Here is a 23,185-nt window from a genome sequence, read left to right as displayed (position 1 = left end):
GAGGACAAGCTTATGACAGTAGAATGGATTGCTGAACGTAAATATGATGAGATTTTGTATGAAACATATAACGGAATCGCAAAGATTACAATTAACCGTCCAGAAGTGCGTAATGCATTTACCCCGAAAACAGTAACTGAAATGTATGATGCTTTTGCATATGCAAGGGATGACTCTAATATTGGTGTTATCGTACTTGCAGGTGCAGGTGATGAAGCATTTTGTTCAGGTGGAGATCAAAAGGTACGTGGACATGGTGGATATGTTGGTGAAGACCAAATTCCTCGTCTAAATGTACTGGATCTGCAAAGATTAATTCGTGTTATTCCAAAACCAGTAATTGCTATGGTTTCTGGTTATGCAATTGGTGGGGGACATGTATTACATGTTGTTTGTGATTTGACGATTGCAGCAGATAATGCAATTTTTGGGCAAACAGGTCCGAAGGTTGGTAGCTTTGATGCAGGTTATGGTTCAGGTTACTTAGCTCGTATTATCGGACATAAAAAAGCACGTGAAATTTGGTTCCTATGCCGTCAATATAATGCACAAGAAGCTCTAGACATGGGATTAGTAAATACTGTTGTTCCTCTTGACCAATTAGAAGCTGAAACGATTAAATGGTGTGAAGAAATGCTTGAGAAGAGTCCAACTGCACTACGTTTTATCAAAGCTGCTATGAATGCTGATACAGATGGGTTAGCAGGTCTACAACAAATGGCTGGAGATGCTACATTATTGTATTACACAACTGATGAAGCGAAGGAAGGCCGTGATGCGTTCAAGGAAAAACGCAAGCCAGACTTCGGTCAATTCCCACGTTTTCCTTAATACAAAGACAGCTTGATGAGATCCTTTCATCAAGCTTTTTTTTCAACGGATAAGAAAGTATAAACTTTCTTATCCGAATAAGTGCAACTACGGCTCTGCTGTCGCCTAAAAGGCTCTGCAATCGCCGAGTTTTCTTTATAAATGGTGGACAAGGGGTTTTATAAATGACAACTACAGAAATTCCAAATTGGTTAGAGCAACGAGCTTTTTTAACACCAGATCGAATCGCAATAAAAACAGAAACTAAGGAAATTACTTTTCTACAATTACATAATCATGCCCTAAAAAAAGCAAATCAATTAACATATGCTGGTGTAAAAAAGAATGATGTTGTGGCCATTTTAATGAAAAACAGCATTGAAATGATTGAAGTCATCCATGCCTTAAAATATATTGGAGTCATTACCGTTCTCCTTAATACAAAGCTTTCAAATCAAGAAATTGAATGGCAGCTAATTGATTCTAAAACAAATATGTTAATTACAGAGGCATCCTTTCATGAAAAAACCATTCATTTTGATAAAAATAGATTATTTATTGAAGATATGCCTTCATTGCCTGAAAAAGCTTTTGAGGTTGAAAAAACATTCTCCATAGAGAAGACCGATACAATCATGTATACTTCTGGAACAACTGGTCAACCAAAGGGTGTTATGCAATCATATGGGAACCATTGGTGGAGTGCGATTGGTTCAAGCTTAAATCTAGGGCTGCATCAGGATGATCGATGGTTAGCCATCGTTCCTTTTTTTCATATAAGTGGACTTTCCATATTATATAAAAGTGTTATTTATGGTATTACAGCTGTTATCCACGAAGGCTTTGATGCGAAGAAAGCCAATGATGCAATTATGAAGTATGGGGTAACAATTGTTTCAGTTGTTAGTGTGACACTGACAAGAATGATTGAGGAGTTAGCAGGTCGAACATATCCGAAAAGCTTTCGATGTGCGCTGCTAGGAGGAGGACCTGCACCGAAACCACTATTGGAAGCGTGTATTGAGCATCAAATACCTGTCTTCCAAACATACGGAATGACTGAAACAGCATCACAGGTAGTCACTCTTTCACCCGAATATAGTATTTCGAAATTAGGTTCGGCAGGGAAACCGTTATTTCCTGTCCAAATCAAGATTGAACGAGACGGTATTATTGCTGAACCAAATGAAAGTGGGGAAATTGTTGTCAAGGGGCCTAATGTATCAATTGGGTATTTTAACAGACCTGATGCAACATCTGAAGCAATAAAGGACGGATGGTTATATACAGGGGATATTGGCTATGTCGATGATGAGGGCTTTCTTTTTGTTCAGGACCGGAGATCAGACTTAATTATATCAGGTGGCGAAAATGTGTATCCTGCTGAAATCGAAGCTATATTACTATCACATCCACATATTACAGAAGCGGGTGTAACTGGTGTTGAAGACAAGCAATGGGGGCAGGTGCCAATTGCTTTTATAAAACTAGCTGAAGAAGGAATTTTGAATACAGATGATGTCATCTATTTTTGTGAAGGAAAACTAGCCCGCTATAAAATACCAAAATCTATTTATATTGTAGACACTCTACCAAGAAACGCATCAAATAAATTATTGAGAAGAAAGTTAATCGAACTTATAGAAGGTTGAGGACATATGAAAATAAAAAAGATAACACTTCACCTTATTGAACAGAGACTACTTTCGCCTTTTGTATCTAGTCTGGGAAAGGTGGACTTTCGTGAGAGCATTTTAGTAGAGGTAGAAGATTATGACGGTTTGGTTGGTTGGGGAGAGGTTGTTGCTTTTTCTTCCCCATGGTATACGGAGGAAACAATTAAGACTAGTTGGCATATAATTGAAGACTTTTTTGTGAAAAGTCTACTGTATGAAGAAATTGAGCATCCAAATGAACTACAAAGTCGCTTCCAATCTGTGAAACGAAATCAGATGGCGAAGGCTGGCCTTGAAATAGCAATTTGGGACTTGTATGCAAAAGTCCAAGGTATATCACTTTCAAATGCTATTGGTGGAACGAAGGATAAAATTGAATCAGGTGTCGTAGTAAGTATTGATACGTTTGAGAGAATGCTTGGAAAAATACAAGTACATATTGATGAAGGGTATAAGAGGGTTAAAATAAAAATAAAACCCGGCCAGGATTATGAGATACTTAAAGAAATTAGAAAAGTTTATCCTGATCTTTCATTAATGGTTGATGCAAACTCAGCTTACACACTAGAAGATATTGAGAGATTAAGAGCACTAGATGAGTTCAAGTTAATGATGATTGAACAGCCACTTGCTGCAGATGATATTATTGACCATGCGAAATTGCAAAAAGAAATAATGACTCCAGTTTGCTTAGACGAGAGTATTGTAACCTATGAAGATGCTCGCAAGGCGATTGAAATGGGAAGCTGTCGGGTAATCAATCTTAAAATTGGCAGGGTAGGAGGGATTTCTGAAGCGATTAAAATCCATAATCTTTGTTTGGAGCACCATATTCCTGTATGGTGTGGCGGGATGCTTGAGACAGGAATTTCAAGAGCTCATAATATTGCACTTGCAAGTCTTCCAGGCTTTACAATCCCAGGTGATATATCCGCCTCATCACGATATTGGTCGCAGGATGTTATTAAGCCAGAAGTTATAGTAGAAAATGGGTACATTCATGTTCCTAAAGAAGCTGGAATTGGGTTTGAAGTAGATCGGATACGAATACAACAACTAACAAAAATGAAAAAGGTATTTTAAGAAGTCGGGAAAATTAAATTCCCGGCTTTTTTTAATTTCGTAAAACATTCTAACTTTGTCGAAACAAAAGAATTGACAAATGTTTTCTTAGGGATTAAATTTTGTACTAAGGAAACTTTTTATCGTTCATGCATAAAAATAGCTTATAAGAAAAATAGGGAGAGGAATAAATATGACTTCAGCAATCTCAATTCATGATTTGCATGTTTCGTATTATGGAAATGAAGCTGTTAAAGGAGTGAGCCTCTCGGTTGAGGCTGGTAAATTGGTTGGGATTATTGGTCCCAATGGGGCAGGTAAGTCAACATTTTTAAAAGCGATGTTAAATTTAATACCAAAAGATAAAGGGGAAATAAAAGTTCTAGGGCGGCCAATTAAAGAAGTAAGAAAAAAAATTGCATATGTCCCACAGCGAAATGATATAGATTGGGATTTTCCGATCACGGTTCTTGATACTGTACTAATTGGCACATATCCACATTTAAAAGTATTCCAGCGACCAAAGAAAAAAGAAAAAGAATGGGCTATTCAATGTCTTGAAAGAGTCGGGATGCAGGAGTTTAGTAAAAGACAAATTGGTGAATTATCTGGTGGGCAACAGCAACGTGTATTTTTGGCAAGAGCACTCGCGCAAAAAGCAGATCTCTTTTTTCTGGATGAACCATTTGTAGGGGTTGACGCTTCTAGTGAAGAAACGATAGTCAACATCCTAAAAGAAATCTGTAATCAGAATAAGACAGTTATTGTAGTCCACCATGACTTAAGTAAAGCAAATGATTATTTCGATGAATTGATTTTATTAAACAAAGAATTAATCAGCTATGGAACGGTTAAGGAAGTATTCCAGCCTGGGGTTATTGAAAAGGCCTATAAAGGTCAGTTTGCATTCATGAAGGAAATCGGGGTGACCATATAATGTCTTTTATTGAAGCGATTATTCAGTACGGATTTTTACAAAAGGCGTTATTAACATCAATTATGGTCGGAATCATTTGTGGGGTAATCGGCTGTTTTATCATCCTTAGAGGAATGGCTCTAATGGGGGATGCGATTTCACATGCAGTATTACCAGGTGTAGCGATCTCATATATGCTAGGCATTAATTTCTTTTTCGGTGCTGTTTTTACAGGATTACTAACAGCGATAGGGATTGGATTTGTTACTCAACATAGCCGAATTAAGCACGATACTTCAATCGGTATCGTATTCACAGCAGCATTTGCATCAGGGATCATCATCATTACGATGCTGAAAAGCAGTACAGATTTGTATCATATTTTATTCGGTAATGTATTGGCTGTCAGATTATCTGATATGTGGATTACATTAGGAACTGGAATTATTGTATTAACGGCTGTCAATTTATTTTTTAAGGAATTGTTGGTTACATCATTTGATTCAACAATGGCGGCTGCCTATGGATTACCAACACGTTTCATTCATTATTTTCTAATGACATTGCTTACAATGGTGACGGTTGCTTCCCTTCAGACTGTAGGAATTGTCTTAGTTGTTGCGATGTTGATTACACCAGCAGCTGCTGCATACCTGTTAACAGAACGTCTATGGGTGATGGTTTTTCTGGCTGCAGGAATAGGTGTGATTTCATCAATAACTGGTTTGTACTTTAGTTTTACTTACAACTTAGCATCCGGTGCAGCCATTGTTCTTGCAGCTACAGCCATATTTATTTTAGTTTTCCTATTTTCCCCAAGGCATGGACTAATCTGGAAGACGGTGAAAGCGAAGCGGAAAAAATCTGCTTTAGTATAGAAAGAGGAGGGTAACAAAGAATGAAAAAAAGTATGCTGTTCATACTACTATCCATTTTTGCAGTATTTTTACTGAGTGCATGTAATGAAAAAAGCACGAGTTCAAATTCAGATGGTAAAGTCCAAGTTGTTACTACGTATTCAATTGTCTATGATATTGTCAAAAATGTAGGTGGAGACTTAGTTGAAATCCATAGCCTAGCACCAATCGGATCGAATCCTCATGAATATGATCCACTGCCACTTGATGTTCAAAAAACAACAGATGCTGATGCCGTTTTTTATAATGGACTTAATCTAGAAGCGGGTAATGCATGGTTTGATAATTTGATGGAGACTGCCGGAAAGAATGGCAAAGATGCACCTATCTTTCAAATGAGTAAAGGGGTTAAAGAAAAATATTTAACGACGAAAGGGAAGGAAGGGGAGGAAGACCCTCATGCCTGGTTAAATATAGAGAATGGAATTATATATGCTGAAAATGCAAGAGATGGTCTCATAAAGGTTGACCCAGATCATGCAGATACTTATAAAAAAAATGCCGATGAATATATTACAAAGCTTAAAGAACTTCATGAATATGCAGTTGAGAAATTTAATAAGCTCCCTGAAGAACAACGGATACTTGTAACAAGTGAAGGTGCTTTCAAATATTTTAGTGAGGCATATGGGTTTAAAGGTGAGTATATTTGGGAAATCAACCAAGAGAATCAAGGTACACCTGATCAAATCACAAGAATTGTAGACATCATTCGCGAAGAGAAAATTAAAGGTTTATTTGTAGAAACGAGTATTGATGCACGCAGTATGGAAGCTGTTTCTGCTGAGACTGATACACCGATAATGGGAAAAGTATTTACTGATTCGTTAGCTCCTCCTGGTGAAGACGGTGATTCGTATATTTCGATGATGGAATGGAATATAAATACGATATTAGAAGGATTATCACAATAAAATTGGAATGCGATATATTTTTGACGTATGGGCCCTCTAAAATAAATGAACCAATAGTGGCTATATTAGATATAATAATAGTTAATTATATTAGTTTTTGATTAATTTAAAGTGCATAATTTATCATTAATCTAAATAAAAGAATAGTAATCGATGTATCAAATGGAGGGAATAATATTATGTTTGATTGGTTTGCCAGTCTTTCCCCTGTAAATCAAGCTCTTATCGGTAGCTTATTTACATATGGGATGACAGCTTTAGGTGCGGCTTTGGTGTTTACAACTAAAAACGTGAACCAAAAATTCTTAGATAGTATGTTAGGTTTTGCGGGTGGAGTCATGATCGCAGCAAGCTATTGGTCACTTCTTGCGCCAGCTATCGAAATGTCTGATGGTGGTGCATTACCAAAATGGGCTCCACCAGCTATTGGATTTCTATTAGGGGGACTCTTCCTACTGCTTGTCGATAAGCTCTTGCCACATGTTCACCCAAATAAGCCAATGGAAAGTGCAGAAGGTATCCACCCAATGAAAAAGAGAAGGAGTACATTGCTGGTTCTTGCAATCACGATGCATAATATTCCTGAAGGTCTTGCGGTTGGGGTTGCCTTCGGCGCTGTAGCTGCGGGGTTTGAATCGGCAACGTTAACTGGTGCCATTGCATTAGCGATTGGAATCGGTATTCAAAATTTGCCTGAGGGTGTTGCAGTGTCCATGCCATTAAGACGAGATGGCATGTCCCGTAAAAAAAGCTTTGTATATGGTCAATTCTCTGGATTAGTTGAGCCAATTGCAGCAGTGATTGGGGCAGCATCTGTTATTTATATTGAACCGTTATTGCCATATGCATTAAGCTTTGCAGCGGGTGCGATGATATTTGTAGTAGCAGAAGAGGTTATCCCAGGCTCGCAGGAAGAGGGAAATACAGATCTTGCATCAATCAGTTTAATGATTGGCTTTGCTGTAATGATGATTTTAGATGTGGCATTAGGATAGTAATGTCGAATTAAAAGGGGAGCAGCATTTTATTAGCTGCTCCCTTTCGTATAAATGTCTAGCTACAGCGTTTTTTATTATACCTCTGGAGTTGGAGTTGGGTTCGCATATCCTTCTTTATATTGTTCATCAATCATTGTTCGAATTTCTTTGATTGATTTTCCATCTTGATATTCCTTGATTGATTTTGCAGCAATTTCTAAGCAGACATTACATTTTGTGCCATGGTCATCCCAGACAAGGGAGCCATCTTTTTTATTATCAAAAACAAAGCAATCATAATTATCTTTATGACCAACAGAATCGCCACACCCACAATAACAAGGCATACTTTCTAATAGCTCTTGATTTTCTGCAGCAGCTGTATAAATAACTGACATTTCTTCTGGGAATTTAGCTAAGAAAGCAGGTAAATCTTCTATAGACTCCGTTTCTTCGCGAATATCACCTAGTTGTGCTGCTTGATCATCGTGCTGCTCATCTTTATGTGAAGAATCAGTATCGCTTGAACACCCGCTAATAATCATACTTGATAGTAAAAATAAACTTAGTAATACACTTTTTATTTTCATAAAGTACATCCCTTCACAAATATTGTATGAATTTAAAATAACAAGAAATAGGTGATATAGCAATTTTTTGCTGACTTTGTCATAGAAAAGTCACATATTAAGTAAGCCTTCCGAATTTAACTGAACAAGCATTTTATTCGAATGAATAACCAGCGCTGTGAAGGTAAATCCGGAAGGCATTTAACAACATGGGGTTGGGAGCAGAATACATAAAAAGGACAACTGATAACACGAGTATCAGTTGTCCTAATCTGTTTAGGTTTACTCTTCTGGGGTAAATGTTTTACAATCTGTTTCACTTTGCTCTGATGCCGTACTGCCTGAATGACTTACCACGTAGATGGCATCTGCTGCACATTTATTTCCTGATTTCCAATAATGACAATTATTAACCTCACAAAGAACATCTTGTGCCAATTTACTACACCTCTCTCAATATGATATGGGTCTAGCACAATTATTTTCCCCTTACATGAGCGGTGCATACAGCCAGTTACTTGTAAGATAAGTAATTAATGGGATATTAGTTTAAAGCCTTCTTTAAGGTTTCACTATTTTTACGCATTAAGCTAAAATAATCTTCATTATTTTTTGTTTCCTTTTCTGTAATTGATTCTAAATTATGGAGTGTAAGACTTTTAACTCCAATTTCATTTTGAATGACCTTGGCAATTTTTGATGTAACATTTTTCTCAAAAATAACATAGTTAATTTCATGCTCTTTGGACCATTCAATAATTTCTTTAAGTTCTTTTTGAGAGGGTTCTTCGGAAGGTGATAAGCCGGTTATGCTATTCTGTTCGATACCATATCGTTCTTCCCAATACCCATATGCAGCATGAGCTACAAGAATTTCCTTTGTTTTGGAACGATCAACTATTTGTTTGAATTCCTGATCTAATTTTTCTAAATCAATTTTTAGGCTTTGAAAATTTTGTTCGAATTCATCCTTAAATTCTGGATGCAAGTCACTTAATGCTTCTTTTATATTTTCAGCAAGTGTTATCGAAAGAACTGGATCTAGCCATACATGGGGATCAATATCACCATGTTTATGATGATCATGATTATCCTCATCCTCATGAGCGTGATCACCTTCATCTGAATGATGATATTCAATGTTTTTCCCAGCTTCGATCAGTTTTACTTTTTCATTTTTTAATGTTTTTTGTGCGGTCGTTACAAAACCTTCAACCCCGACACCGGTATAAATGAATGCATCAGCATCTGCAATTTCTGTCATTTCCTTAGGTGTAGGTTCAAATGAATGAGCATCAGAACCAGGAGGGTATACACTTTCTACAAATACATGGTCACCACCTATTTTTTTCGTAAAATCTGTTAATGGAAATACCGTCGTATATATCATTAGTTTATTGCTTTTATTTTCATCTTCATTTTTACCTGCCTCACATGCAGTTAGAAAAGAACATAGTAGTAGTACTGATAGTACAAAATATAATTTAGCTTTCATATAATCTCCCTTCAGTGTTATAAGAATGTAAGTTCTAAGACATTATATCGTAACAATTACGATTTGAGAACAAAAAGATATTATTATTTTAAATTTGAACGATTTTATTCACAAGTATTCAGTTTTTATCGTAATTACAATGAAATATTTTCCTTTCAATGAAATCTTTTGATAAGATAATAGTAAATCTGATAGAAAAAGGTGATAGGATGGCTTTATTAGATCAAATTTTGGAACATAATGAAACCTTCGTTGAATCAAAAGAATATGAAAAATACCGAACAACCAACCTTCCAAATAAGAGAATGGTAATTGTAACATGTATGGATACCCGATTAACTGAATTACTGCCAAAAGCAATGAATTTTAAAAATGGTGATGTGAAGCTTGTAAAAAACGCTGGGGCTATTGTTACTCACCCTTTTGGAAGTGTGATGCGTAGTATCCTCGTCGCTGTCTATGAGTTGAATGCAGATGAGGTTTGTATTGTAGGGCACCATGATTGTGGAATGAGTAATATTAATTCTAAAGAGATTTTAAAGAAAGTCGTTGATAGAGGGGTATCTCAAGATAAAATTGATACGATAAAAAATTCGGGTCTTGATCTTAATAAATGGTTTTATGGTTTCGAGAGTGTCGAGGAAAGTGTAAAGCATAGCGTGAACATGGTGAACAATCACCCATTATTACCCGCAAATGTTCCAGTTCATGGTCTCGTTATTGATCCTGGGACCGGTAAGCTTGATGTTGTTGTAAACGGGTATTAAAAAATAATAAGGAGACGAGGCTATAAAATCATCACTTTTGATGCTCTTTTGCCTCGTTTTTCTCTGGAACAAAATCGATTCCGCCAGGATGAAGCGGATGACATTTACTAATTCTTTTAATCGTAAGCCATCCTCCTTTAATCGCACCAAAGCGTTTAATCGCTTCAAGTCCGTAATGTGAACAGGTCGGATAAAATCGACAGGTTGGTGGTTTTAACGGTGAAATGAATTTTTGATAAAATCGTATAATCCCGATAAATACTGATTTCATTACGATATTTACTTCCTTCTTATAAGAATACTTATACTATAGCATTTTTTACTTTTAAATTAAATTGATGAAACAAATCTGAATTCACGTTATGATAGAATAGTACATAATTAAAAGGAGTGATTTTAATGCCATCAGTAGAAAGCTTTGAACTAGACCATAACGCGGTAAAAGCCCCTTATGTGAGACATTGTGGTGTCCATAAGGTAGGTAGTGACGGCGTAGTTAATAAATTTGATATTCGCTTTTGCCAGCCCAATAAACAAGCAATGAAACCAGATGTGATTCATACACTCGAGCATTTATTAGCAATTAATATTCGGAAGCACTCTGAAAAATATGATCACTTTGATATAATCGATATCTCACCAATGGGTTGTCAAACAGGCTACTATTTAGTTGTTAGTGGGGAGCCGACAGTGAGTGAAATTATCGATACTTTAGAAGATACGATGAAAGAATCACTTGAAATTACTATAGTACCGGCGGCTAATGAAAAGCAGTGTGGCCAAGCGAAGCTACATGACCTTGAAGGGGCAAAGCGCTTAATGCGTTTCTGGTTAGAGCAGTCTAAAGAAGACCTTCAAAAAGTATTTGGATAAGTAATAAAAACCTCACTTTTGTGAGGTTTTTATGTGAAAATCATACTAACGTCCGTATTCCTTTGCAATCATTATTTTTTATTCGTTTCAACCTTGGTTTGCTCCTCAAGATGTGTGTTATCTCCAAATTGATCAACGGTATGTTTAAATTGATATGCTTTTGAAGTTGTAACCACAGCTAATAAAAGCACGATAATAACAATTATGAACGAGATAATTAATATCGTTAACATGTTTTCCTCCTACTTAATTCTTTTCTCCATTTTAACATGGTACATAACGTAAAAAGTATAAAAATACCCGTAGTTCCTCAATTTTTACAAATGTATGAACCTTTCTACTTAAAACTTATAAAAAATGGATGTTTTGGTATGATGAAATGGGGGTACATTAAAAAATAAGGAGGAGATTTTGATGTCTACACAATTAACAGAAATTGTTAACAAGCAGATTGCTAACTGGAGTGTGTTGTACATTAAGCTACATAATTATCATTGGTTTGTAAAGGGCCAGCAGTTTTTCACGCTTCATGTCAAATTTGAAGAATTCTATAATGAAGCAGCACTTCATATTGATGAATTAGCGGAGCGATTATTAGCGCTAGGTGGAAAACCAGTAGCGAGAATGCAAGAAATTTTGGAAGTATCTTCAATCAGAGAAGCAAATGGTGATGAAAGTGCAGAACAGATGGTTGAAACAATCAGTAATGATTTTTCAATCTTAACAGGTGAATTAAAAGAGGGAATGAAGGTAGCGGGAGAAGTAGATGATGAAACAACTGCTGATATGCTACTTTCGATTCATCAAGGTTTGGAAAAGCATATTTGGATGCTAAAATCATTCTTAGGAAAATAATATCAATTTTTAGGCCTCCTACTTAATCGGTAGGAGGATTCATTTTAAATAGTAACTATTCAGGTATTACGTTATACTGAGTTAGGAGGGATTAAAATGAATATTAGTAGTATTATGTCTAATAATGTACTAGAGCTTCAAAGAACATTAAGTATGAATCTTCTTAAAAGCCAAATGGCAACACAGGCTGCTCAGGCTGTAGTTATGCTTGAGGATTTTAATTCCTCAGCAAAAGCGGGTACATCCGCTCCACATCCTACTCTTGGAAAAAGCGTTGATATTTCAGGGTAGATATGCATAAGCTGACTTAGTTCAGCTTTTTTTAATGGATTGTTTTCATTTGATCAACTGTTAACATTTTAGCGTGGCCAATCCCATCGCGGGCCATTTTTGCTTTTAAATTTTCGATCATATAAAAACCAACAAGATTATATAATTCTTGATCACTTAACTCAGCAATTAAATCAAGCACATCTTCACGATTTAATTGCTCAAGAACTGAAAAGGCAATGATATCTGCATCCTCTTCATCACCCGTTAATTTATCGCGATATGTTTTATATAAATCATCAATAAGCTTCACTTTTTTCATCCCCTTTTCTCAAGTGCTTGCAAATTAGTATATGGGTTGCATTAAAAAATGATACGAACTTTAATAAGATTAATAATAGGTTATCACTATTTTTGAGTTAGTGGAATATTTTTATCTGATGAAGAAAAAGATAAGTTAACTAGCAGAACTTCATAAGGGGTGAAAATAGTGGGTCAACCGAAAAAAACATATTATATTGCAGTAGGAAGTGGAGAGATTTCTCAAGTGAAATCTGCATCCTCCTATGAATATAAAATCGAAGCAACTGATGATGAGATTAACCAGTTGCGGAGTTTGTTTACTAATAATTATGGAAATGAAATAGGAACGTTCGTACGCGCACATATTCCATTTCGTGAATACCATCATGATCCAGATAATGATGCCTATGACGGTACTATGCAAAAGGTATTTCAAATGATATATGATTTAGGGGATGAAGAGGCAAGAGAGCATATTCGTTCAGAGGGAATATTGGAATAATATAGGTCATTTCTTCAATGAAGTGACCTTATTCTTTTTGATGTGATATGATAAGAAAAAATAAATGATAGAGGATGTTCAAAAAGTTTGGTTCATCCTCCTTTTTGAACAAACATATAGGGAGTAAGGCTACAATGATCGTTTTTCAGGATGCATATCAAAATGAAGTAAACTTATCTTTTACAAAAAATCCTTTTTCGAATAAACCTAAGCATGTGTGGGTCTTATGTAAATTACAAAATCAATGGCTTTTAACAAACCATCGAGAAAGGGGATTAGAATTCCCAGGTGGAAAGGTAGAAGATGGGGAAACTCCTGAGGAAGCTGCAATCCGTGAGGTAAGTGAGGAGACAGGCGGCAAGATAAAAAACTTACAGTATATTGGCCAGTATAAGGTTTTTGGTAAAGGAAAAACAATCGTAAAAAATATTTACTATGCAGTGATTGATGAGCTCTTACCACAATCCACTTATTATGAAACAAAAGGTCCGGTCCTGCTTACGACAATTCCCTTGGTAACCATTCCAAAAGATCGCAAATATAGCTTTATTATGAAAGATGATGTGTTAAGATATAGTCTAGCTTACGTACATCAATACATAGAAAATAAAAAAATACTTCTGGATTGAAAAACCATTTACGATGAAAGATGTGAATGGTTTTTTTGCCTCGAAATAAATATGAAATATCTACTACTTGAAATGGTATTCAAAAATGTATAATATATTTTTCTATAATACTATGATGGCGTATACACGGAGGATGTGATGAAATATGGCTGGAACTTTTGATTTAAATTTTCAAAGAGTGCTTATGGAAGGCATAAAAGAAATTGTATATATTATTAGGGTTGGAGAAAACTCTGATTTTTATGTGGACTTCTTGAACCGCACTGCGATGGAAAAGTCGGGCATGTCTCAAAGTGTATTAGGTCAATCAATTCAGGATATTTTTCCAAAAGAAAAAGCAAGCATTTTATATGAAAATTGCAAAGAGGTTGTTACTAGTCAGGATTGTGTAAAATATGAACAATTTATAGAATCACCATTTGGTGAGAAGTTTTATTATGAAATAACATTAAACCCTATTTTTGACCAATTAAAGAAGTGTACTCATATTATCTTATTGGCTAACGATATTACTGAAAAAAAGTGGGGACAGTTTGAAATAAAAGAGTATTGGGAAAGGCTGCTTGAAAGTGAAAAGCGATTTCGAATCATTGCTGAAAATTCCCAGGATTTGATTACATTACTTGATAACAAGGGAGAGATTATATATGCTTCCCCTTCATATAAGGATGTTTTAGGATTTGACAGTCAAGAGTACATTGGGAGATTATTTTTCCATAATGTTCACCCTGATTATATAAATGAATTAGAAAAGGCACTTTCACTGTCAATGAATGATGGTACTCCTTTCAAATTACAGATAAAACAACAAAATAAAAAAGGAAAAATGATTTGGTGTGAGTCACATGGAACACCAGTCTTTGATGATCTGGGTGAATTCATACACATTGTTGTCGTTACAATTGATATTTCACTTCAAAAAGAATATGAATCAAGACTTAATTATTTTGCTTTTCATGATTCATTGACAGAGCTACCAAACCGTCGCTATTTTAAAAACTGCTTGGAAAAAGTATTAGAAAATAGTCATGAAAAATTGACGGAACTTGCGGTTATCATGACCGATATTGATCACTTCAAAAGCATTAATGACACAATGGGGCACGATGTTGGAGATGCAGTTATTGTAGAATTTGGGAATAGAATTAGAAAAAATATTCAGGATCAAGATATTGTGGCACGTCTTGGTGGAGATGAATTTGTAATACTTATGAGGGATGTTGAAGATTGTGATAATGCAGTTGAACGTGCGGAGAAAATTCAAAAAGCAATTCGAGAACCTTGGCATATTAATGATTTGGTCTTAGAAGTCACAACAAGCATGGGTGTAGTAATTGCACCAAAAGAAGGAGCAACTGTATCATCGTTATTAAAGGAAGCAGACTTAGCCCTATATGAAGCAAAAGAATCAGGCAGAAATTTGTTTACAATAAGGAAATGCTAACAATAAAGAAGCTCTCTAGTTTGAACTAGAAGAGCTTTTTATTAGTTTTCTTTCAAGCCATTCTACTCCTTGATACATTAATGTTGCACAAATAGCAATCATAAGGAGGCTTAGTAGGACAAGGGTAAAATTAAATACTTGGAAACCGTAAATAATCAAGTAACCAAGTCCTTGCCGAGAAACGAGAAACTCACCAACAATTACCCCAACCCAGGATAATCCTACATTGACCTTCAATGTTGATATAATTGCTGGAAATGAAGCGGGGAGAACTGCTTCCTTAAATGTCTGAGAACGATTTGCACCAAAAGTTTGGAGCACCTTCAAATAATTTTGGTCTACTTCCTTGAAGGCAGTATAGACAACAATGGTTGTGATAATGACAGAGATAATCGTCCCCATCGCAATGATTGATGTGTATCCAGTTCCCAATGCCACGATTAATATAGGTCCAAGTGCTACCTTTGGCATTGCATTCATAATAACTAGATAAGGGTCAAGTATATTTGAAAGTCGGTCAGACCACCATAGAATAGCTGCGATAATGGTACCTAATAATGTTCCTAGAATAAAGCCAAGAACAGTTTCAAATAATGTGACTCCTAAATTAGAAAATAAAGAGCCATCAGCAGTTTTTGTTAAGAAAAGTGACCAAATTTTCGAGGGAGAACTGAAAATTAATGGATCAATCCATTGGAAATGACTTGCTAGTTCCCATAATCCAAAAAAGGTAATAAAAATTATAATTTGATAGAATCGTACTAGTCTTTTTTCTCTTTTTATTGCCGATAAATACTTTTTATGAAGGAGTTCAATGTTTAAGTTTTGCTTCAAGTTGGTCCAGCTCCTTCCATATTTCTTGGAATAGGTGAGAATAAGCAGGGTGTTGACGGACATTGAAAGGAGTAAGTTCTCTAAGTTCGGTCGGAACCTCAAACGTTTTAGCAATCCTTCCGGGCTTCGATGAAAGTAGAAAGATTCGGTCGCTCATCGCAATTGCCTCGCCAATATCATGTGTGACAAGTAATGCAGTCTTCTGATATTCCCGTAAAGTCTCTTGAACAAGATCTTCTAGTTTTAATTTCGTTTGATAGTCCAATGCTGAAAATGGTTCATCAAGTAGTAGGATTTTCGGATTTGTAGCTAAAGTGCGTACTAATGCAGCTCTTTGCCTCATTCCACCTGAAAGCTGTTTTGGATAAAATGATTCTACACCTTTTAATCCGATTTCTTCTAACAGGGCAAGTGTATCTTTTTTTGTTTGCTCTGTTTCGTTTTTCATTATTTGTAATCCAACGAGAATATTCTCCTCAATCGTCTTCCATGGAAATAAATAATCCTGTTGAAGCATATAGCCAATATATGACCTAGCTTTATCAACTAATTTCCCATCAATCTCGACCTTTCCTTCTGTGGGTTTAAATAACCCTGCGATGATTGACAACAATGTCGTTTTCCCACATCCACTTGGACCAAGAAAGGAGATAAATTCTCCCTCCTCGATTGCAAGTGAAATATTTTCAAGCGCTGTTGTTGTCGAATCTTTTGAAAAGTATACATGATGTACGTCTTCAATCTTCAAAAAACTCATAGAAACAGCTCCTATTTTGAGATTACTTTTTCCGCGATATCTGTATTTACAAGTGTGCCGTAGTCGATTCGTTTTGGAAGTTCACCGGCTTCATCCATAATGTCTTGAAGATTATTCCATGCTTCCTCGCTCAATACAGGGTTTGAAGCATAGGATCCTTGTTTTTTATAACGTTCTATTGATGAAGTGATTAGATCAATCGGTGTATCAGGGAAGTATTCCTTAACCGATTCCGCAATTTCTTCAGCGCTATGAGATTCCACCCATTGTTGTGCTTTGTACACGGCTTTTGTGAATTTTTCAACCATTTCTGGGTCATCCTTAATCGTGCTTTGTTTCGTCATGAAAGTAGTATAAGGAACTTTACCAGATTCTTCTCCAAATGATGCGACAATATAGCCTCTGCCTTCTTTTTCAAATAGACTAGCAGTAGGTTCAAATAATTGAACAAATTCTCCTGTACCGGAGGCAAAAGCACTTGAAATGTTCGCAAAGTCAATATTTTGAATCAGATTCAAATCATTATGTGGATCAATATCATTCTTTTTTAAGACAAATTCACCAACCATTTGTGGCATACCGCCTTTACGTTGACCTAGAAATGTACTATCTTTTAATAAATCCCAGCTGAAGTTATCAATCTTTTCTCTTGCAACTAGGAATGTGCCATCTGTTTGTGTAAGAGCAGCAAAATTAATGACAGGGTCTGTTGAGCCTTGTGCCTCGACGTAAATGGATGTTTCAGAGCCAACCAAGGCTACATCCGCTCCACCTGATATAAGGGCAGTCATCGTTTTATCTCCACCAGGAACGGTTGTTAATTCAACCTTAAGTCCCTCATCCTCAAAAAATCCCTCTGTAAGTGCAACATATTGTGGTGCATAGAATACGGATCGAGTAACCTCAGCAACTTTTATTGTTTGAATCTTGTCATTATTACAAGCTGCAAGTGGGATAATAAGCATCAGAGCTAATAAACTAAGTAAATAACGCATTTGAACATTCCTCCTTGACAGGTGTACTGTCAGCGATATATTTTTTTCACTAAGATAGAGTATGAAACGTGACAAAAATGTGTGATAGCCTATTTTTTCGATATTAATTTTGAAAGGTGTTAAAAAAATGAAAGATGGAACAATCATTAACAAGCAGAGTTTTCCCTCACCTAATCCAACGATAAATTTATTTTTAATTACATACATAAGTAAAGGTTTAAAGGTAAAGGGATTTTTAGCAGAACCAAAGGCATATGGGAGTTATGATGGATTTTTATATTTACGTGGTGGGATTAAAAATGTTGGAAAGGTGCGAGTTGGAAGGATCATTCAATTTGCTTCAGAAGGATTTGTAGTGATGGCACCTTTTTATCGGGGTAATCAAGGTGGGGAAGGAAATGAAGATTTTGGGGGCCATGATCGAGATGATGCGTTTGCAGCAATACGGGTACTAGAGGAGCAAGAAAAAACAAAGCCAAAACGTATTCATGTGTTTGGATTTTCACGTGGTGGAATCATGGCTTTGTTAACAGGTATTCATGAGCCGATGGTTTGTTCAGTTGTTACCTGGGGTGGTGTTAGTGATTTAACACTAACATATGTTGAACGAAAGGATTTGCGAAAAATGATGAAGCGGGTTATTGGAGGGACACCTACAAAATTTCCTGATCGTTATCGTTGGAGAACCCCATTATATGAGCTTGAAAAGCTTGAAGCGCCCGTACTTATTATTCATGGTGAAAGGGATCATAATGTATCAGTCGAGCATGCGTATCGGCTTGAAAAGCGATTAAAGGAAATTAATAAGAAGGTTGAGAGTTGGTATTTTCCAGAGTTTACCCATTACTTCCCACCAGCTGAAAACCGCAATACCGTGAAGCGACTTACAGAATGGATGAAGAATCGGCCTGAAAGGTAAAAAAGAGAGCAGCATGGAGCTGCTCTCAAATCATACTTATATTCTAGGTCCGCCAAGTTTTTCGATTTCTGTTGGTACGTCTTTGAATTTTTTAAAGTTTTCTTTAAATTTCATGGCTAGTTCTTTTGCTTTTACATAGTAAGTGCTTTGGTCTGCCCATGTTTTTGAAGGTTGAAGAACATCGTCTGGTACACCAGCTATATGAATTGGAATTTCTAAACCGAATATGTCATTTTTAACAGTTTCGACATGATTAAGTTCGCCCTCTAATGCAGCTTGAACCATTGCTCGTGTGTATGAAAGCTTCATACGGTTTCCTACACCATATTCTCCTCCAGTCCACCCTGTGTTCACAAGGAATACTTGAACATCATGCTCATCAATTTTTCTACCTAGCATTTCTGCATATACAGTTGCAGGAAGAGGTAAGAATGGTGAACCGAAGCATGTTGAGAAGGTGGCCTGTGGTGAAGTAATCCCACGTTCAGTTCCAGCTAGTTTACTCGTATATCCACTTAAGAAATGATACATCGCCTGTTCTTTTGTTAACTTACTAATTGGAGGCAATACTCCAAATGCATCAGCAGTTAAGAATACAATCGTATTTGGATGTCCTGCAATACTTGGAATGACAATATTATCGATATTATCAATTTGGTATGCAGCTCTTGTATTTTCAGTTAATGTCCCATCATCATAATTAGCAATTCTTGTATGTTCATCAATAACTACATTTTCTAGCACAGATCCGAAGCGAATTGCATCGAAAATTTGTGGCTCCTTTTCACGGGATAGATTAATGCATTTCGCATAACAGCCACCCTCAATATTGAATACTCCAGAGCTTGACCAACCATGCTCGTCATCACCTATCAGACGGCGCTTAGGATCTGCTGAAAGTGTTGTTTTTCCAGTCCCAGATAAACCGAAGAACAGAGCGACATCACCTTCTTGCCCTACATTTGCTGAACAATGCATGGAAAGGATATTATTTTCAGGCAGTACATAGTTCATTACTGAAAAGATTGATTTTTTCATTTCCCCCGCATATTCAGTTCCACCAATAAGGACTGTACGTTTTTCAAATGATATAATAATAAATGTTTCGGAATGAGTTCCATCTATTTCTGGATTTGCTTTAAAGGTTGGTGCAGAAATAACAGTGAATTCAGCTTCATGTGATAAAAGCTCTTCTTCAGTTGGACGAATAAATAGTTGGTGAGCAAAAAGGCTATGCCAGGCGTACTCATTTATTACCTGAATAGGCATGCGTACTTTTTTATCTGCCCCAGCATATCCATTAAATACAAATAGCTCATCTTTATTTTTTAAGTAATCAATTACTTTAGAGTATAAGTTATCAAAAACAGTCTCTGATATAGGCTCATTAACTGAACCCCAATCAATTTTGTCTTTTGTTGAAAAGTCCTCTACAATATATTTATCCTTCGGAGATCTTCCCGTATATTTACCTGTTGTAGCACGTACAGCACCAGTCGAAGTGAGAATTCCTTCTTTTCGATTCAACACTTTTTCAACTAAACCGGGAACAGATAGGTTTTTGAATACGTTTTCACCTTTTAATAAATCTGTTAGTAATTCACTTGAAACTTCAACTGAATTCATGTAAAAAACCATCCTTTATCAAGTTATTGTATAGTTATTAAAAGAAATAATATAATTAGTATAACACATTGATTGAAATAGTCTATACTATTTATCGTATTTTACGTTGCGTACTTATAAATAGTACCAAATATTTTTTAATTAATACATCGGCACACATACTATTGGTAGAATGACTAAATTTGTGAAGAAAGTGTCACAGTCTTATCTATTTAATTTACCCAATTCAGTTGACACTGAAAGCTTTATTACGTTATCATATTTCATTGAACGGATACTCTCTTATCCCGAGCTGGCGGAGGGACAGGCCCAATGAAACCCGGCAACCATTACTATCTAAATTTAAGTAAATTATTAGTACCTTGATTTTTGAGGAAAAGTATTGATTACTTGGATTTAAATGATAGTGATAAGGTGCTAACCTGAGCAAGGCATGACCTTGATCGATAAGAGTGAAAGGCGAGAATGACTATTAACCTTTCCTCAGAATTACGAGGGAGAGGTTTTTTTCTTTTATAAAGAATGTTCAAAAAGGAGGATAAACCGAACTTTTTGGACATCCTCTTATAGAAAATAGTTTAATTAACAATACTAAGGGAATGTAAGGGAATGAGTACCGTATCATAAAAGAATTCAGGGAATCGAAATAATTTTATTTCGAAATCTGAGAAAAAAGGAGGAAGCGTTTTTGACTAATAGACGCCGTTTATTTACGTCAGAATCTGTAACAGAAGGACATCCGGATAAAATTTGTGATCAAATTTCAGACTCAATTTTAGATGCGATCTTAGCTAATGATGCAAATGCTCGTGTCGCATGTGAAACTTCAGTAACAACTGGTTTAGTACTAGTTGCAGGAGAAATTACAACTTCTACATATGTAGATATTCCGAAAATTGTAAGAGAAACAATTAAAGGTATCGGGTATACCCGTGCAAAATTCGGTTTCGACTATGAAACATGTGCAGTTTTAACATCAATTGATGAGCAATCTGCTGATATCGCAATGGGTGTTGACCAAGCATTAGAAGCGCGTGAAGGCCAAATGACAGATGATGAAATTGAGGCAATTGGTGCAGGTGACCAAGGATTAATGTTTGGCTATGCTTGTAATGAAACAACTGAGCTTATGCCATTACCGATTTCATTAGCACATAAATTGGCTCGTCGTCTAACCAGAGTTCGCAAAGATGATGTGCTACCATATCTTCGTCCTGATGGTAAGACTCAAGTTACAGTTGAATATGATGAAAATGATAAGCCGGTTCGAATTGATACAATTGTAATTTCTACTCAACATCACCCTGAAATTTCATTGGAGCAAATTCAACGTAACTTAAAGGAACATGTAATCAATCCTGTTGTTCCTCAAGAGTTAATCGACGAGAATACAAAATATTTTATCAATCCTACTGGCCGATTTGTAATTGGTGGACCACAAGGAGATGCAGGTCTTACAGGTCGTAAAATCATCGTTGATACATATGGCGGATATGCTCGCCATGGCGGTGGCGCATTCTCAGGTAAGGATCCTACTAAAGTTGACCGTTCAGCTGCATATGCTGCACGTTATGTTGCAAAAAATATCGTTGCTGCAGGCCTGGCAGACAAATGTGAGGTTCAGCTTGCATATGCTATCGGTGTTGCACAACCTGTTTCCATTTCAGTTGATACATTTGGAACAGGAACTGTTTCAGAGGAAGTATTAGTAGACCTAGTGCGCGAGAATTTTGACTTGCGTCCAGCTGGAATTATTAACATGTTAGACCTTCGTCGTCCAATTTATAAGCAAACTGCTGCTTACGGACATTTCGGACGTAGTGATGTCGATCTTCCGTGGGAACGTACAGACAAGGCAGAAACTTTAAAGCAACAAGCAACGAAATAATGTTAACGGAAAAGCTCACCAGGGATGGTGAGCTTTTTGCATGGTATAGACTAAATCCCATATGGTGAGGAAGGTTCTATCTTTCTTCGTATTCAATTTGTTCTTTAATATAATCGGCATCATTATTATTGATTTCGAAATAATCTACTTCGTCCCAGCTTTCACCTGAACGCTCGCCAATAATGGCTCCTTCGTTGGTGAACCAAAGTCTGGAATCAATTAAGCCAGTAGACTGCTTAGGACTATTTACCATAATATAAACATCTGGATTATCTAAATTTGGATTAGTATATGAAATTTGCTTTTTATGAAGATATATCATGATAAAATTATCAACAAAGCTTTGATTTTCTGTATCTGTAATAACTTTTTCAATATCAATTTGTCCAGTGTTTTCCTTGTTATCATATCCAATTCTAATTTCCCGCGAAGGCTCATTATAGTTTACTTTTCCAGTCATGTATCCAACAAAAAAAACAATTATAATTAAAGCAATGCTACTTATTATTTTCACTGATTTAATAATAATCCCCCCCATTTTTAATATTTACATGTTCTAAATTCAGCTTGTGTTGTCCAAAAGTGTCCCATTACTGGTGTTCTACTTCATTCATATTAATCGACAGGGGACAATTTGCGGATTAATGGTATTAGATTTTTTTATTTCTGCAAACTTTTATAATACTGTCCTTTTTCAACGTATTCTCGTCGAATACGTGCCATGTCTTCTTTATCTTCCTCAGTCAATTCACGGATGACTTTAGCAGGTCGGCCAAAAGCAAGAGTATGTGGTGGAATCTTTTTACCTTGTGGAACAAGGCTACCAGCTCCAATAAAGGCACCTTCTCCAATCTCAGCACCATCAAGTACAATTGATCCCATACCAATCAATGCATCCTTACGAATAATTGAACTATGTAAAATAACCTGATGCCCAATTGTTACGTCATCCTCTACAATGAGTGGATTATTCGGGCTTTGATGCAAAATCGAATGATCTTGAACATTAACCCTTTTACCTATAATTGTTGGAGCGACATCGCCACGAATGACAGTATTAAACCAAATACTGCTTTCCTCGCCAATTTTTACATCACCTGTAATTGTTGTAAAATCTGCAAGAAAAACAGATGAAGCAATTTCAGGGTACTTACCATTATACGGATAAATCATGAAGGTCATTTCCT

General features: G+C 36.1%; 28 protein-coding genes and 1 riboswitch. Of the genes, 16 read left to right on the top strand and 12 right to left on the bottom strand.

Annotation, left to right across the window (positions count from 1 at the left end; all coding sequences use genetic code 11):
- Positions 1 to 12 precede the first annotated feature (12 nt).
- From menB to MJG50_RS08840, 7 genes are all read left to right on the top strand, one after another.
- On the top strand, positions 13 to 831 hold the full coding sequence (menB, locus tag MJG50_RS08870) for a 1,4-dihydroxy-2-naphthoyl-CoA synthase (protein WP_240254883.1): 819 nt from the start codon (positions 13 to 15) through the stop codon (positions 829 to 831).
- A 164-nt stretch (positions 832 to 995) separates the two neighbouring features.
- The gene (locus MJG50_RS08865) at positions 996 to 2,462 is read left to right on the top strand and encodes an o-succinylbenzoate--CoA ligase (RefSeq protein ID WP_240254875.1); all 1,467 of its coding nucleotides are present in this window, start codon (positions 996 to 998) and stop codon (positions 2,460 to 2,462) included.
- A 6-nt stretch (positions 2,463 to 2,468) separates the two neighbouring features.
- The gene (menC, locus tag MJG50_RS08860) at positions 2,469 to 3,569 is read left to right on the top strand and encodes an o-succinylbenzoate synthase (protein WP_240254873.1); all 1,101 of its coding nucleotides are present in this window, start codon (positions 2,469 to 2,471) and stop codon (positions 3,567 to 3,569) included.
- Between the two features lie 172 nt (positions 3,570 to 3,741).
- Positions 3,742 to 4,485: a metal ABC transporter ATP-binding protein gene (locus MJG50_RS08855; RefSeq protein ID WP_240254871.1), complete on the top strand. Its 744-nt coding sequence runs from the start codon at positions 3,742 to 3,744 to the stop codon at positions 4,483 to 4,485.
- A complete protein-coding gene (locus MJG50_RS08850) occupies positions 4,485 to 5,342 on the top strand; it encodes a metal ABC transporter permease (protein WP_240254869.1) in 858 nt (285 codons plus the stop codon). The genes MJG50_RS08855 and MJG50_RS08850 overlap by 1 nt, the downstream gene beginning before the upstream one ends.
- A gap of 20 nt (positions 5,343 to 5,362) precedes the next feature.
- A complete protein-coding gene (locus tag MJG50_RS08845; RefSeq protein WP_240254867.1) occupies positions 5,363 to 6,295 on the top strand; it encodes a metal ABC transporter substrate-binding protein in 933 nt (310 codons plus the stop codon).
- 179 nt (positions 6,296 to 6,474) lie between these two features.
- Entirely contained in the window at positions 6,475 to 7,290 is an 816-nt protein-coding gene (locus MJG50_RS08840) for a ZIP family metal transporter (RefSeq protein ID WP_240254866.1), read from the top strand.
- Between the two features lie 77 nt (positions 7,291 to 7,367).
- On the opposite strand, the gene MJG50_RS08835 is transcribed toward MJG50_RS08840, so the two are convergent.
- The 3 genes from MJG50_RS08835 to MJG50_RS08825 all read right to left on the bottom strand — a co-directional run bounded on the left by MJG50_RS08835 (position 7,368) and on the right by MJG50_RS08825 (position 9,336).
- Positions 7,368 to 7,862: a PCYCGC domain-containing protein gene (locus MJG50_RS08835; RefSeq protein ID WP_240254864.1), complete on the bottom strand. Its 495-nt coding sequence runs from the start codon at positions 7,860 to 7,862 to the stop codon at positions 7,368 to 7,370.
- 261 nt (positions 7,863 to 8,123) lie between these two features.
- Positions 8,124 to 8,279, bottom strand: a complete 156-nt coding sequence (locus tag MJG50_RS08830) for a DUF1540 domain-containing protein (protein ID WP_240254862.1) — start codon at positions 8,277 to 8,279, stop codon at positions 8,124 to 8,126.
- Positions 8,280 to 8,385: 106 nt separating this feature from the next.
- Positions 8,386 to 9,336 carry a metal ABC transporter substrate-binding protein gene (locus MJG50_RS08825; RefSeq protein ID WP_240254860.1) on the bottom strand — a complete coding sequence of 317 codons (951 nt, stop codon included), beginning with the start codon at positions 9,334 to 9,336 and terminating at the stop codon, positions 8,386 to 8,388.
- Positions 9,337 to 9,545: 209 nt separating this feature from the next.
- Here MJG50_RS08825 and MJG50_RS08820 point away from each other — a divergent pair, with 209 nt between their 5' ends.
- Positions 9,546 to 10,103 (top strand): beta-class carbonic anhydrase, encoded by a 558-nt coding sequence (locus MJG50_RS08820; RefSeq protein ID WP_240254858.1) that lies wholly within the window; start codon positions 9,546 to 9,548, stop codon positions 10,101 to 10,103.
- 31 nt (positions 10,104 to 10,134) lie between these two features.
- On the opposite strand, the gene yidD is transcribed toward MJG50_RS08820, so the two are convergent.
- A complete protein-coding gene (yidD, locus tag MJG50_RS08815; protein WP_240254856.1) occupies positions 10,135 to 10,374 on the bottom strand; it encodes a membrane protein insertion efficiency factor YidD in 240 nt (79 codons plus the stop codon).
- A gap of 128 nt (positions 10,375 to 10,502) precedes the next feature.
- On the opposite strand from yidD, the gene MJG50_RS08810 reads away from it, so the two are divergent.
- A complete protein-coding gene (locus MJG50_RS08810) occupies positions 10,503 to 10,976 on the top strand; it encodes an S-ribosylhomocysteine lyase (RefSeq protein WP_240254854.1) in 474 nt (157 codons plus the stop codon).
- A gap of 71 nt (positions 10,977 to 11,047) precedes the next feature.
- Here MJG50_RS08810 and ytzI read toward each other — a convergent pair whose 3' ends face one another.
- Complete coding sequence (gene ytzI, locus MJG50_RS08805; protein ID WP_240254852.1) at positions 11,048 to 11,209, bottom strand: YtzI protein; 162 nt, start codon at positions 11,207 to 11,209, stop codon at positions 11,048 to 11,050.
- A 181-nt stretch (positions 11,210 to 11,390) separates the two neighbouring features.
- Here ytzI and MJG50_RS08800 point away from each other — a divergent pair, with 181 nt between their 5' ends.
- Together MJG50_RS08800 and MJG50_RS08795 are read left to right on the top strand one after the other, a co-directional pair.
- Positions 11,391 to 11,831 carry a Dps family protein gene (locus MJG50_RS08800; protein ID WP_240254851.1) on the top strand — a complete coding sequence of 147 codons (441 nt, stop codon included), beginning with the start codon at positions 11,391 to 11,393 and terminating at the stop codon, positions 11,829 to 11,831.
- A gap of 96 nt (positions 11,832 to 11,927) precedes the next feature.
- Positions 11,928 to 12,122, top strand: coding sequence for a polyribonucleotide nucleotidyltransferase (locus MJG50_RS08795; RefSeq protein ID WP_240254850.1), 195 nt, complete (start codon positions 11,928 to 11,930; stop codon positions 12,120 to 12,122).
- A 31-nt stretch (positions 12,123 to 12,153) separates the two neighbouring features.
- On the opposite strand, the gene MJG50_RS08790 is transcribed toward MJG50_RS08795, so the two are convergent.
- Positions 12,154 to 12,423, bottom strand: a complete 270-nt coding sequence (locus tag MJG50_RS08790; RefSeq protein WP_240254848.1) for a DUF6154 family protein — start codon at positions 12,421 to 12,423, stop codon at positions 12,154 to 12,156.
- Positions 12,424 to 12,588: 165 nt separating this feature from the next.
- On the opposite strand from MJG50_RS08790, the gene MJG50_RS08785 reads away from it, so the two are divergent.
- The 3 genes from MJG50_RS08785 to MJG50_RS08775 all read left to right on the top strand — a co-directional run bounded on the left by MJG50_RS08785 (position 12,589) and on the right by MJG50_RS08775 (position 14,979).
- The gene (locus tag MJG50_RS08785) at positions 12,589 to 12,906 is read left to right on the top strand and encodes a hydrolase (protein WP_240254896.1); all 318 of its coding nucleotides are present in this window, start codon (positions 12,589 to 12,591) and stop codon (positions 12,904 to 12,906) included.
- 134 nt (positions 12,907 to 13,040) lie between these two features.
- Entirely contained in the window at positions 13,041 to 13,535 is a 495-nt protein-coding gene (ytkD, locus tag MJG50_RS08780; protein WP_240254846.1) for an RNA deprotection pyrophosphohydrolase, read from the top strand.
- 145 nt (positions 13,536 to 13,680) lie between these two features.
- Positions 13,681 to 14,979, top strand: coding sequence for a sensor domain-containing protein (locus tag MJG50_RS08775; protein ID WP_240254844.1), 1,299 nt, complete (start codon positions 13,681 to 13,683; stop codon positions 14,977 to 14,979).
- A gap of 15 nt (positions 14,980 to 14,994) precedes the next feature.
- Here the strand turns inward: MJG50_RS08775 and MJG50_RS08770 are convergent, their stop codons facing one another.
- Genes MJG50_RS08770 through MJG50_RS08760 form a run of 3 tightly spaced genes read right to left on the bottom strand, consistent with a single transcriptional unit; the run spans position 14,995 to position 17,565 of the window.
- A complete protein-coding gene (locus MJG50_RS08770; protein ID WP_240254833.1) occupies positions 14,995 to 15,813 on the bottom strand; it encodes an ABC transporter permease in 819 nt (272 codons plus the stop codon).
- Positions 15,791 to 16,570, bottom strand: a complete 780-nt coding sequence (locus MJG50_RS08765; RefSeq protein ID WP_240254831.1) for an ABC transporter ATP-binding protein — start codon at positions 16,568 to 16,570, stop codon at positions 15,791 to 15,793. Before MJG50_RS08765 ends, MJG50_RS08770 begins: the two co-directional genes overlap by 23 nt.
- Positions 16,571 to 16,581: 11 nt before the next feature.
- Positions 16,582 to 17,565 carry an ABC transporter substrate-binding protein gene (locus tag MJG50_RS08760; protein ID WP_240254829.1) on the bottom strand — a complete coding sequence of 328 codons (984 nt, stop codon included), beginning with the start codon at positions 17,563 to 17,565 and terminating at the stop codon, positions 16,582 to 16,584.
- Between the two features lie 127 nt (positions 17,566 to 17,692).
- On the opposite strand from MJG50_RS08760, the gene MJG50_RS08755 reads away from it, so the two are divergent.
- A complete protein-coding gene (locus MJG50_RS08755; protein WP_240254827.1) occupies positions 17,693 to 18,484 on the top strand; it encodes an alpha/beta hydrolase family protein in 792 nt (263 codons plus the stop codon).
- A gap of 36 nt (positions 18,485 to 18,520) precedes the next feature.
- Here MJG50_RS08755 and pckA read toward each other — a convergent pair whose 3' ends face one another.
- Entirely contained in the window at positions 18,521 to 20,110 is a 1,590-nt protein-coding gene (gene pckA, locus MJG50_RS08750) for a phosphoenolpyruvate carboxykinase (ATP) (RefSeq protein ID WP_240254825.1), read from the bottom strand.
- A gap of 279 nt (positions 20,111 to 20,389) precedes the next feature.
- A riboswitch (SAM riboswitch) is annotated at positions 20,390 to 20,563 on the top strand.
- A 235-nt stretch (positions 20,564 to 20,798) separates the two neighbouring features.
- Between pckA and metK the strand changes: the two genes are divergently transcribed.
- Positions 20,799 to 21,998 (top strand): methionine adenosyltransferase, encoded by a 1,200-nt coding sequence (metK, locus tag MJG50_RS08745; protein ID WP_240254823.1) that lies wholly within the window; start codon positions 20,799 to 20,801, stop codon positions 21,996 to 21,998.
- 76 nt (positions 21,999 to 22,074) lie between these two features.
- Here the strand turns inward: metK and MJG50_RS08740 are convergent, their stop codons facing one another.
- Together MJG50_RS08740 and MJG50_RS08735 are read right to left on the bottom strand one after the other, a co-directional pair.
- Entirely contained in the window at positions 22,075 to 22,512 is a 438-nt protein-coding gene (locus tag MJG50_RS08740; RefSeq protein WP_240254821.1) for a hypothetical protein, read from the bottom strand.
- Positions 22,513 to 22,658: 146 nt separating this feature from the next.
- Positions 22,659 to 23,171, bottom strand: coding sequence for a gamma carbonic anhydrase (locus MJG50_RS08735; RefSeq protein WP_240254819.1), 513 nt, complete (start codon positions 23,169 to 23,171; stop codon positions 22,659 to 22,661).
- Positions 23,172 to 23,185 lie beyond the last annotated feature (14 nt).

Origin of the sequence: Fredinandcohnia quinoae, assembly GCF_022427965.1 — a bacterium.
Taxonomy (GTDB): domain Bacteria; phylum Bacillota; class Bacilli; order Bacillales; family Bacillaceae_L; genus Ferdinandcohnia; species Ferdinandcohnia quinoae.
The sequence above is the reverse complement of the archived record's forward strand: the minus strand, read 5'-3'. Positions and strand labels throughout refer to the sequence as shown.